At 59.1% G+C, this 11,649-nt stretch carries 10 protein-coding genes and 1 pseudogene; 8 read left to right on the forward strand and 3 right to left on the reverse strand.

Annotation, left to right across the window (positions count from 1 at the left end):
• Positions 1–33: 33 nt before the first annotated feature.
• Positions 34–621 carry a YkgJ family cysteine cluster protein gene (locus AC22G6_RS02685; RefSeq protein ID WP_487365504.1) on the reverse strand — a complete coding sequence of 196 codons (588 nt, stop codon included), beginning with the start codon at positions 619–621 and terminating at the stop codon, positions 34–36.
• Between the two features lie 84 nt (positions 622–705).
• Here AC22G6_RS02685 and AC22G6_RS02690 point away from each other — a divergent pair, with 84 nt between their 5' ends.
• A complete protein-coding gene (locus AC22G6_RS02690) occupies positions 706–954 on the forward strand; it encodes a helix-turn-helix domain-containing protein (protein WP_487365505.1) in 249 nt (82 codons plus the stop codon).
• 68 nt (positions 955–1,022) lie between these two features.
• On the opposite strand, the gene AC22G6_RS02695 is transcribed toward AC22G6_RS02690, so the two are convergent.
• The gene (locus AC22G6_RS02695) at positions 1,023–1,334 is read right to left on the reverse strand and encodes a hypothetical protein (RefSeq protein WP_487365681.1); all 312 of its coding nucleotides are present in this window, start codon (positions 1,332–1,334) and stop codon (positions 1,023–1,025) included.
• Positions 1,335–1,403: 69 nt separating this feature from the next.
• Between AC22G6_RS02695 and AC22G6_RS02700 the strand changes: the two are divergent.
• Both AC22G6_RS02700 and AC22G6_RS02705 read left to right on the forward strand, forming a co-directional pair.
• A pseudogene (locus AC22G6_RS02700) lies at positions 1,404–1,558 on the forward strand (DUF4113 domain-containing protein).
• A gap of 25 nt (positions 1,559–1,583) precedes the next feature.
• The gene (locus AC22G6_RS02705) at positions 1,584–2,201 is read left to right on the forward strand and encodes an SOS response-associated peptidase (RefSeq protein ID WP_487365506.1); all 618 of its coding nucleotides are present in this window, start codon (positions 1,584–1,586) and stop codon (positions 2,199–2,201) included.
• A 38-nt stretch (positions 2,202–2,239) separates the two neighbouring features.
• On the opposite strand, the gene ssb is transcribed toward AC22G6_RS02705, so the two are convergent.
• Positions 2,240–2,686: a single-stranded DNA-binding protein gene (gene ssb, locus AC22G6_RS02710; protein WP_487365507.1), complete on the reverse strand. Its 447-nt coding sequence runs from the start codon at positions 2,684–2,686 to the stop codon at positions 2,240–2,242.
• Between the two features lie 266 nt (positions 2,687–2,952).
• Between ssb and AC22G6_RS02715 the strand changes: the two genes are divergently transcribed.
• The 5 genes from AC22G6_RS02715 (at position 2,953) to AC22G6_RS02735 (ending at position 11,078) form a co-directional block, all read left to right on the forward strand.
• Positions 2,953–3,912, forward strand: a complete 960-nt coding sequence (locus tag AC22G6_RS02715) for a PcfJ domain-containing protein (protein ID WP_487365508.1) — start codon at positions 2,953–2,955, stop codon at positions 3,910–3,912.
• Between the two features lie 132 nt (positions 3,913–4,044).
• Positions 4,045–4,521, forward strand: coding sequence for a hypothetical protein (locus tag AC22G6_RS02720; RefSeq protein ID WP_487365509.1), 477 nt, complete (start codon positions 4,045–4,047; stop codon positions 4,519–4,521).
• 223 nt (positions 4,522–4,744) lie between these two features.
• Complete coding sequence (gene csx16 / locus AC22G6_RS02725; protein ID WP_487365676.1) at positions 4,745–5,275, forward strand: CRISPR-associated protein Csx16; 531 nt, start codon at positions 4,745–4,747, stop codon at positions 5,273–5,275.
• A complete protein-coding gene (locus tag AC22G6_RS02730; protein WP_487365510.1) occupies positions 5,272–7,911 on the forward strand; it encodes a PD-(D/E)XK nuclease family protein in 2,640 nt (879 codons plus the stop codon). Before csx16 ends, AC22G6_RS02730 begins: the two co-directional genes overlap by 4 nt.
• Positions 7,908–11,078, forward strand: coding sequence for a UvrD-helicase domain-containing protein (locus AC22G6_RS02735; protein WP_487365511.1), 3,171 nt, complete (start codon positions 7,908–7,910; stop codon positions 11,076–11,078). The genes AC22G6_RS02730 and AC22G6_RS02735 overlap by 4 nt, the downstream gene beginning before the upstream one ends.
• Positions 11,079–11,649 lie beyond the last annotated feature (571 nt).

Consider the following 11,649-nt stretch of genomic DNA (forward strand, 5'->3'; position numbering starts at 1 on the left):
AGTCTGGCACACCGGCAATTCCTCACCCCCCTTTCACCCCGGGAAAAACTCCTGAATCGCTCCCCAAGCTTCCTTGGTCCCGTTCTCAGTCATCAAGCAGTGATACGGGAGTTCGATGCGATCCACATCGTAGCTCGCAACCGGTTTGCGCTCCTCGAACGGGACGCTGGTGTCGCAAGCTGATGCGTCGTCATTCAGTGAGTGATGGATGCGGCAGATGAGGGGCCTCGCTGTGTAGATGGAACAACGGTTCTCATGCAGGAAAGGGCAGGGGATGCCGTGAAACCGCCGGGCCTCATTGAGCGCAACATTGAACGGCCTGACCGGAACGCTTGCCATTGCTCGACCGGATGCTTGCGCCATCGCTTCAGCCTCGTGAGCGTAAATCATCGTGGTCATGCTGCAGCAGCCAGCGCAGCCCGGTTTGCACGCGACATAGGGGGCGAGGGCGGCGTTGAAGCGGTCGGCGACCAACACAAGCTTTTGCCTGCGGGTCTTCAGGCTCGCATTCTCGACCTGGATTCGGCTTGTCAGTCGTTGGAGCTTCTTCGGTTCCAGCCAAGGGTTTGCCTCGATGGCTGCGTCATGCCGTGCTTGCGCCCTGTGTGTGAAGTCCGTCATTTGAGTGCCGCGTATAAGTCACATTGATGAATTGTGACTTATACGCAGCTGACGCAAACGCGTCAACGTCAGACCATCTGTGCGATGGAAACCGCCCCCGCTACTGGAACAACAGGCAGTGCCCGCCAGGTGCTCGCCCAGAACCTCAAACGTCTGCGAGCTGCGCGTGGCTGGTCGCAGGAGCAGCTCGCATTCGAAGCGGGCTTGCATCGCACCTTTGTGGCGCACGTGGAGCGTGAGGTGCGCAACATCTCCCTCGACAACGTCGAGCGTCTCGCGATGGCCTTGGATGTCAGCCCGGCAGCGCTGCTGACGCCGACGACCAACGGGTAAGTTTGGGGCAGGCCGCGACTGCTTGCCGATCCGCCCTGTAAGCGGACGACGGTGGATGCAGGCCGTTCTCATACAAGCACCCTATGTCCCGCTACTTGCTTCTGCACGAAGAAGACCTCAGGCAACTCGGCTCGGTAACCGTGCTGGCGTGCGAACGCGAACAAACTCAGGGTCTGACTGCGTATCCCGGAGAAGCCCGGCTGGCGCGCGAGGATGGTCAGCGTCTGTGCCACGGCGGTGGTCTTGTGGGTGGCCAACTGGGCGGACAGCAGGGCATGCCATTCACGCATGTCGGTTTTCGGGCGGCGCCACGTCCACGACGTTTTGCCGCGCACCGCGTGGCGGATGAGCTCGTAGCCCAACCATGTCAGGCGGGGCATCGCGGTGACCGACTTCAGCGCCTCCTCGTCGGCGACGCGTCGGACACGACGGAGCGTTCAGAGGCGCTGATGCTCGTCATGGATCGGATCAACACCCGGTGGGGGCGGGGGACATTAAAACCCTGGTTACCGGGCTGAATCAACGCTGGCAGATGCGCAGAAACCAGTTGTCGCCTGCGTGGACAACCGACTGGAGCGCGCTGCCGGTAGCACTGGCACGGTGACGCGCTGTGGGCGTAATCTTGGCCCATGTGTGCCAATTACCGCCCCGCCAGCCGGGAAGCACTGACCGCCTATCCGCTGCCGCCACCCGACTTTGAGTACGGAGAGGCGTACCCCGGTTCGGTCGTGCCCATCGTCACCAACTTCGCACCGCGGCTGTGGGTGCCAGCCTCCTTTGGCCTAGTGCCAAACTGGGCGAAAGACGCCAAGATCGTCCGGTCCACCTACAACGCTCGATCCGAGACCGTCGGCGACAAGCCCTCGTTCAGAGACGCGTGGCGACGCGGGCAGTTGTGCATTGTTCCGGCAAGCGAGATCTTTGAGCCGTGCTACGAATCGGGCAAGGCTGTCCGCTGGCGAATTGCCAGAGCCGACGGCAAGCCCATGGGCATCGCGGGGATCTGGGCGCATCGTGAGGCGGAAGGCGGGCTGCCGACGTGGTCAATGTCGATGCTCACCATCAACGCAGATGGCGATCCCGTCATGCAGCGCTTTCACAAGCCCGAGGACGAAAAGCGCTCGGTGGTGATTCTGCCGGATGAGTGTTGGGGCGACTGGCTGCGGGCCAAGTCCGAAGAGGAGGCGAGGGCGATGCTGACGATCTATCTGGCAGAAGAGTTGAGTGTTGAGGCTGTGCCGAGGTAGCCGCCACTAAAGTTGGGGCGCTGTACGACAAGCCAAAATCAGAACGGAAAGTCTTCTGCGTCTTCGTCAATCTGACGTGCGGGAACGTCGTGACTCTGTTTCTTCGCCAGACCGCGAGGTTCCATGTCCCAAGGTGCCGAGATGCCTCCGTCCTGACGCCCACCCAGCATCTTCATCTCACGTCCCTCGATCTCTGTCGTGTAGCGGTCATGGCCGTTCTTGTCCTGCCACTTGCGTGTCTTGAGGCTGCCTTCCAGATAGACCAATTCGCCTTTCCTCAGGTGGTCCCGCGCCACCTCTGCAAGCCGGCGATAGAGCACCACCCGGTGCCATTCGGTCAGCTCGCGCCGCTCTCCGGTCTTGTCCTTGATGTGTTCAGATGTGGCAATGCTGAGGGTGCAGATCGGGTCTCCCCGGGCGGTTGCCCGAAACTCCGGGTTACGCCCGAGATGCCCGATGAGAATGACCTTGTTGAGTGAAGCCATGGCGATTTTTCCTCGTTCTGATTTTTGACGATGAGTGCTCGTTGAAAACGGCATCATCTGCACGTCATCTGGCATCACGATAGTGAGCACCGCGCGGAATCGCAAACCCTTTTGCAGGGGAAAATTGCGCAAGAATCGCGGAGCGTTGGCCGCGTACCACCCCGATACGGGCGATGCCGATGTGTTTTTCCCCTACGGTTTCGATTGCCCGGTTGTCGGTCGCTTGTTAGGTTTGTGCACGTGGCGCACGACAAGGAGAACTCGACATGAACACGGCTGCGCGGCATTGCGACCTGGCTCGTTGGTGGGGCGTGCCTGCCAGCGGCGACCGGTACTTCCCGGCCTTGAAGGAAGCCTTCAGTCGGCGCGATCTGGGTCGCCGAGCATGGCGTCTGTACCTTGACTACGGAGATGCTCTGTTCGACCCGCTCAAGCCCGATTGGCTTGGCGACGACAAGCCGCTGTCGACGCCTGAGCGTGCCGCGAGCTATCTGGCCTTGTTACAGGTGCTCGAGTCGGACCTGCCGCCTCAGGCGGGGTTTGTCCGGGCGCTGCTCGATTGGGATATACCCGGAAAGCGCATCGAATCCGTACCGCCACGTTTCTTTAAAGCAGCTTGGAAGCGATACACGCTAGCGGAGTTGCAGGGCAATGCGGCCGATGTGATGACCGAGGAGATCACTCCGGTCGCGCGCTGGTTCATCAACGATGCAAGTTACCTGCATGACAATCAGAATCTGCTCAAGGCGGGCTGGTCGAGTCTGCTCAAGGCTTGTGCCGACGCGCATGACGACGAAAGCGAGGACTGCCCTCTCGACACGGATTGGTTTCCCATCGTGCGAAGGGTCGAGATCGGTCCATACCGCATCGTCGCAATTCTGAATCAGCACGACCTTGTCGAAGAGGGCAATGTCATGGAGCATTGCATTGCCTCATATGGGCAATGGTTCGCCACCGAACTGGCACGTCCTTTCTCGATCCGTTGTCGCAGAACCGATGCACGCCTCGCCTCGATGGTCGCCCACGAGCACTCCGCCGGCGTTTGGCGGGTCGACCAGGTGAGCGGATATCGCAACACAGACGTTTCCTCCGCTATTGCGGAAGCAGCCTGTGCGGTCGTATGGTCGATCGAAGAGGCTGTCGCTCGTGACCCAAGCTTGGCAGCCTGCGTTGATGAGGCACGTCGCCGTCAGCCTCTGGATAGCCAGTTCAGTTGCTCGTTATAAGACGACTCCTCCGCTGGTCGCAGCAATGCATGCTGTCCATGCGATGAAATAGGAAAGATCCGCGTGCGTATTCCACGAGAACTCCTTGCCCAGTGGCAGAGCCAAGGCGAACCGCATTCACTCAGCGACGAATTGATCGACGCGCGTGACTACGCCGGATTGCAGCGTCAGGATGCCCAGATCCGACTCTGGCTACCAGATCAGGCTCGCATTGGCCTGGAGGAGGTTTGCGCCCGCATGGGCGTGTCGATGACGGTTTATCTCACGGAGTTTTTCGCGACTTATCTCTTCGGTGTCCACGAAATGCTGAAGATGCGAGACAGGGGCTTGGGTTTGTATGGTGACGGCGAATGCCCCCGCGCTGATGAAGAGGATGCGTGGCAGTGTGATCCAGACGAGGAGGGCGATCCGGAGTTCGACGATCCGGTGCCGGAGATGGGCAAGAACATCTTCGCACTGAAGATCTTTCTGCCGTGCGCGATCAAAGCCGGGCTGCAGCACAGGGCGAACGTCGCAGGTGTGCCGCTCGGTCGTTTCGTGAGGGCCATGATCTGCGCTCACCTGTTTGGGCGAAACGTCGGGGTGAGGGCACTGATGAGTACGCGTTGAGACGACGGCAGCCCGTGCTGATGAATCCGCGACAAGCTTGTCATGCTGCCCCACGGAAAACCTTGCATCTAAAGTTTGACCGTCGGCCATAAGAGCGGCAGGCGCTTCGTGTTTTTGAAGCGATTTAGAACGGCGTGATGCGGAGGTGGATATGCGGATTGTTGATCATCGGCTGGAGTTGAGCGCCCAAAGCCTCAAGACGCTCGCCCTTGCATGCGGCGATATGCCACTGCCCGAACTGACAGTCGAAGGTTTTGCGGCGTGGCTCGTCGCGCCGCATTGCGAAAGTCGTCCCGCGCTTCAGCATGGCGCAAGGCTGATTCTTGCCGACAAATTCACCGCTGCTTTTGAGTCCGGCGTGGATGTTCCTGCGGCGGGCAATCGGGTGTGGTCTGTTACCCGCCATCCGGGCGCGCTGGCTTGGTTGCATAGCGAAGGCGTACGCCCGCATCGGGTTGTACCGCATCTGCGAGCCGAAGACCTTGCGGGTGGAGATACCGTCGTCGGTATTCTGCCGCTGGGCTTGGCTGCCGAGCTGCACGAGCGCGGGGTCCGTTGCCTGCATCTTCATATCAATCTGCAACGTGCAGATCGCGGACGAGAACTCACCGCCGCGGAAATGCGCAGTCGTGGTGCGCGTCTCGACGAATTTGTCGTGAGTCGGCGACGGAGCACGTTCAGTTCGCAATGGGACTGTGCGACAACAGAGACAGATTGCTCCGACGTCGACGGTCAGTCGAGGATGTCCGCATGATCATCCGCTTTGGCTTGTATCTCGACGGTCAGCGTGGCTGGCAGACCATGACTGCACTTGGCGAGATGGTTCTGGGTCCGTCAGGGCTTCTCCTGCTGCTTGAAACCCATCTGGGTTTGCTTCGCAAACGTGTGGGGCGAACCGAGCGTGTGGTTCAGTATCGTCACTGTCTGAAACTGGGCGACGGGCCTGCGCGGTTCTACCATCGAAGTTTCGCGATTGACGAACTCGGGGTGGCGGAGACGCTCCTCGAGTGGCGGGACGTCTGGCATTTGAATGGCTGGAATGTCTGCAATGGCGCAATGGCAGCCTCCAGGCTGCCCCGTTTGCGCGATATGGCTGCAGTTGAAGAGCTCGCTGCGGAAAAAGTTGCTGATTCGGTAGGACAGCGCCTGGCTCGGATCGAAGCATCACTTGAGAACCGCAGCGTACCGATCGAGCGTCTGAAACTGGTCGATCCCCTTGATGCATTTCCTATGCGCTGGCGCAGGGTGCTTTCGTATCTGCCTTTGGATCACCTCGTACTGCCGAGAGCCACAGGTAATAATTTTCTCGGTCGCTTGCAGGACTCCCTGCAGGCGAGGCAACGCGCGGATGGGCTCCCTCGCCTGCAGTGGGAGGACGACGGATCCGTCGTCGTTGTGCGTGCTGAAACATCGATGGTGGCGGGTGCATGGGTCGCTGCGAGGTTAGCGGGCACGCAGACGCTTCTGGTCGCTCAAAGCGCTGGAGACGATCTGGACAGCATGCTGGTGTCTGCCGGACATGCCAGACACGGATTGTGTGACCCGAGTGATTTGACGCCTGCCTTGCAAGTATTGCCGCTCGCACTTGCTCTGTTGTGGACACCGCTGGATTTCCATGTGCTGGTGCAATTCCTGACACATTCGATCTCTCCCTTGCCGAGCTTCGCGAGACGGGCACTTGCGGAAAAACTCGTCGCAATGCCCGGTATCTGCGGACCAGACTGGGATGATGTTTTGCAGCGGATTGAAACCTTCTATGAGGAGCAAGGGCCGGGCCTCGCCCTGAGCGTGCGCAACGAGATTCACTTCTGGATAGAGCAACCGGGTTATGACCCGCAAAATGGCGCCGACTTACCCGCTGTGATTGCCAAGGTGAATGCGTTGCAGTGTGATTTCCAGCGCCGCTCGGCGGTTGAAGATGATTCGGCACGCCACGCGTGGCTGGCAGGTTATGAACAATGTCGTCAGCTAGCTGCCGCCCTCGCCAGCTTGCAGGCTCAGGGTGAATCAATAATCCGGCCGAATCAACTGCAAAAGCTGGTTGCCCAGGGCTGTACGGCGAAAAACAATAATCCGCTGCACGTTGCAGAGGCTGGCGCGGGTCGTGCAGTCAGCCAGCCAGGGGCCGTCATCGAGCAGTGCGAGCAGGTGATCTGGTGGCAGTTGAAGTCGGCGGCTCTGCCTCGGTCATCTCCATGGTCCAGGGCTGAGCGCGCTCAGTTGGCCGCGTATGGGGTGAACCTGCCCGATGCGGCACTGCAGCTCGAATATGATGCCGATACATGGCTTCGGCCAATTCTCGCGGCCAACAAACGTTTGGTGCTGGTGCTGCCGCCTGCGGGTAGCGAGATCCATCCGGTGTGGCAACACATCGAGGCGATCGTGGATCGTGTGCCGATTGTCGAGCTCGAGAGCGCACTGTCAGAGCCGGGCCCCGGTATGACGGCGATCCAATGCGTGCCGCTGCCACAAAAGAGACGCTTCTGGCATTTGCCTGCCGACCTCGCCGTACCTGCGCCTGCGAAAGCTTCTTTTTCAAGTCTCGAGATGCAGTTGCTCAATCCATACCAGTGGCTACTGAAATATCCTGCCCGGCTCCGTCCGTCACGGGCCCTGACGATCACCGGCGATTTCCTGCTTTTGGGCAATCTCGCTCATGCCGTGGTCGAGTCCTACTTCATGGAACCTGACGCGCTGTCGATGAAATTGTCTTCATTTGAGCATTGGTTCGAAGCAAATCTCGACCGTACAGTGCGCGAGCAGGGGGCAGTGCTTCTGATGTCTGGGCGTCGCAGCGACTTGGAGGCGTTTCGCGCCCGACTGCGCCGCGCAATGTGCTTACTCCGCGAGCAACTTGCCAGTGCTTCCGCCTGCGCCGTAAAGGCCGAGGTCGAACTCGCTGGACTGTTTGTCGGTGGAGAACTCACCGGTTTTGCTGATCTGGTCGTCGAAGTGCCCACGGGGCGTCTGGGCGTTATCGACATGAAGTGGAGCGGGCACAAGAAGTATCCCGCCAAGCTTGCAAACAACAGCCACCTGCAGTTGGCTCTTTATGCGGAGTTGCTGCGTCAGCAACGCGGCGCTTGGCCCGCCGTGGCGTACTTTCTGCTTGATCGGGGGAGACTGCTGTGCCGAGACGCAGACTTCTTCTGCGGTGCTGAAATCGTGCCTCAGCGCCACGATGGCAATACGGCGCAGCTTTGGCAGCGCTTCCTGCTGACGTGGGCGTGGCGCCAAGCGCAGTTCGGTCAAGGGCTGTACGAGGTGGCGCTAGAGGGGATTGAGGAAACAGATGACTCGGTTGCGCCATGTGACGGGATGAACATTGAATATCTCAATCCTGCATACAACGACTATTTGGCGCTTGCAGGCTGGGAGGACCAGTCATGACCGAAAAGCTGCAGTTCGTCAGTGCGGGAGCTGGAAGCGGCAAAACCTCTCGGTTGACTCATATCCTGCACAATCAACTTGTGCGCAAACAGGTACGGCCGGAAGGTGTGATTGCAACGACCTTTACCCGTAAGGCAGCCGCCGAGTTGCGAGAACGGACGCGTGCTCATCTGCTTGGGGTCGGGGAGTTCGCCCTTGCAAACTCGATCGGGCAGGCTCGTATTGGCACGGTGAATGCCGTCTGCGGCGAGTTGCTGAACCGGTTTGCCTTCGAAGCCGGGCTGGGCGCAGATCAACAGGTGCTTGATGAGCGTCAGAGCGAAGCGCTGTTGAAGCAGGCAATTGACGCAGTGCTCGATGGGCCTGCCATTGCCGGTTTTCTGAAGATAACCGAGCGCATGGGCTTCGAGTCAGTGGGTGATTGGCACGAATCTGTCGCCACGATTGTGCATCATGCTCGTGCCAATAACATCGCTTCTGACGCCTTGGCCGGATTTGGCTGTCGCAACGCCGACGAGTTACTCAGCCACTTTCCGGTGGCGAGTCAGGACGACCTCTCGCAATTGCTGCAGATCGAAATCGGGCGTGTACTGCCACTCCTTCGCAAAGCGGTGGAGGCGGGCGGTCCGAAAGTTACGGAAACCTATCTCACCCTCCTGAATACAGTGCAGGCTGGACTGCGCAGTCAGTCCTTGAGCTGGAGCGAATGGGTAAAGCTTGGCAAGGAATGGCCTGCAGCCGCGATGAAGCCACAGGTTGAGACTGTCAGTCAGCTTGCCAGGCGAGTCGGGGAGCATCAAGCGCTGCAGCAGGATGTTCGTGACTATCTGCAGCAAATGTTCCGCTTGTCCGCGAACGTGCTGGAAGGGTACGAGATGCGCAAACGCGAGATGGGTGCTCTCGATTTTGTGGATCAGGAGGCCTTGCTGCTTGATTTGCTGGACGATTCATCGGTGACCGAGGTGCTCGATGACGAACTCGATCTCCTGCTTGTCGATGAGTTTCAGGACACCAGTCCAATACAGCTTGCACTCTTTGTCAAGCTTGCCCGCCATGCCAAGGACGTTTACTGGGTCGGTGACATCAAGCAAGCCATCTGCGGTTTTCGCGGGAGTGATGCTCGCTTGATGGATGCAATCATCGAAGCGCTGCCCTCGCTTGGTGGAACCACTGACATTCTTGGCTCATCATGGCGCTCCCGGCCCGACCTGGTACAGCTTGCCAACGCCCTGTTCGGGCGAGCATTTGCCAATGTATTACCGCTCGATACAGTGGTTCTGCGGCCCGAGCGGTCGGACGCTGCTGATGGGCTAGAGGGCCCGGCCGTCGCCAACTGGATGCTCGGGGGACGCAATGCAGGGCAGGAGCAGGCCGCGCTGGCGAGCGGCATCCGCAGTCTTGTTGAGTCGGGGCGTCGAATCTTCGATAAAGCACACAAGGTTTCGCGACCAGTGCGTTACGGCGATATTGCAGTCCTTGCCAGATCCAACGCACGCGTCGACGAAGTCGCTAGCAGTCTGAAGGCGCATGGCGTACCTACTGCCACCGCCCAAGCCGGCCTGCTCACTACGCCGGAGGCCACGCTGGTGCTGGCCTGTCTCCGTCGGCTTAATGACGAAAGCGATACCGTCGCCAGCGCGCAGATTGTCTCGATGACGACAGGGGTTGAGCCTGAGGTTTGGGTTACCGACCGGATCGCATATCTCGCTGCTGGTGGATCGCCTGCGCACTGGCTGGAGGAAGACATCGAGGGTCACCGCGCACACCCATTGTTGGAAAAACTTGCGCAGATGCGCAACTGGGCCTTGCTCCTTTCGCCGGCAGAGACGCTAAAGAACGTCATCGCTGAATGCAGGCTTGCGACGACGGTAGTGAGCTGGAAGCAGGATGTGTCCCTTGCGCGTGTCCGGTTGGCAAACCTCGACGCGCTTCAATCCCTTGCTGCTGACTATGAACGGCTCTGCGAGCGCACTGGTCAGGCCGCGTCGGTATCGGGCTTGCTTCAATGGGCGAACGAAATCGCTTTGGAAAAGGCCGACAGGCTTTCCGATCCCTCCGTAGAGGCAGTCAAGATCATCACGCATCATGCGGCCAAGGGCCTCGAGTGGCCGGTGGTCGTGCTGATAGATCTCGCTTCCGACATCAAGGACGACCTATGGTCGATCTCAACCCGGTCAAACGATACGATCAATGTTGATGCGCCCCTGGACAATCGTTTCATACGTTACTGGCCGTGGCCCTTCGGCAAACAGAAAAAGCTCGCGCTGGCTGACGAAATTGCCAACACGGCGGCAGCAGGCATCGTACGTGAGGCCAGCGTAGATGAGCATAAGCGCTTGCTCTACGTCAGCATGACGCGAGCGCGAGACCTTCTCATCTTTGCGCGCTCAAGTCGCAAGCCAACGGGAGAATGGCTCGATACCCTCGACGCCCCTTGGCTACTACCTTCCGACGAGACGCCTGAGCGCATCGCGTTGCCTGACGGCACTGCCATCGCTGCAGAATACCTTGAGATTCAGCCCCCTGAGAAACCGGCTTACGCCCGTGTTCAGGAGGCGCCCATTTACTGGTTCAATGAGTCCGCTCAATGTCCGGCCCGGCTACCGCTGATGGTGAGTCCGTCCGCATTGGGTCCGGTGGATGCAGTTGTTGCAGAACAGATTCGCATCGGCCAACGGATTCCACTTGAGCGTGATGCGGACATGCCTTCTGTAGGCTCCGCCGTGCATGCCTGCATTGCCATGGCCTTTGCCGACCGCAGACATAAAGTCACCGAATCTGATGTGGTTCGTATCCTAAAAGGGCAGGGGGTTGAAGCCTTCCTGACGGCGACGGCTGTTCTCGATCAGGTTCAGGCCTTGTTCGACTGGATCGCGCAACGCTGGGGCATGGTGGATGCCTGTGCCGAATATCCGGTGCAGCAGGTGCTCGAGAATGGACAGGTCGTGCTTGGCCGAATCGACCTGTTGCTCAATACCCACGACGGCTGGGTCGTCATTGACCATAAGTCAGCTCCGCTTGCTGAAAACAGATGGCACGATCTGGCCACAGAGCACGCTGGCCAACTTCGTGCATATGGGCGCGGCGTCGAGATGGCTACCGGGCGCAAGGTCATTGAACACTGGTTGTTCCTGCCGGTGGCTGGCGGCGCGGTCAGAGTGCAATAGTGGCGAACGAATCAGCGTACCGATTTACAGGTGATCTGGGTGTCTAAAATTTGATTCTCAGCAAATCTTAAAACTGTCTTGGAAGACGTCTTAATCCCTTTGAGATCAGGGCATTCATTCCGACCGACGTTCTGCGCGAGCACATCGTAGCGCAAGGTCTTAATCCCTTTGAGATCAGGGCATTCATTCCGACCTCGCCGCGCCGCGCCATGCGCATCAAGTGCTCCGTCTTAATCCCTTTGAGATCAGGGCATTCATTCCGACCAAGGGCACTTAGCGCATTACCGAGAGTTCTTGCCCCTCCTCCGAGGAAGCTACCCTGCAAAGTGCCAGCCAGCGTCGATGCAAACGGGTCTTTTTGGGCCTGAAGCGCAGTCGCTCTGCGCAACCCTGCCTCATCGTTTACAATCGGAGCGTACCGTAGGGTGTTTAGGTTATCCATAATGCACCTCAGAGCGTATAAGAGTCTGAGAGTGATTATAGACTAGACGGAGGTAGCCATGTCTGATAGGTTTTTCATGCTGTTCTATGTGAGCGCCGCTGTCGCACTTACAGCAATATTTGTCGGAAA

This window comes from Parazoarcus sp. PS-13 R2A, from assembly GCF_057621855.1.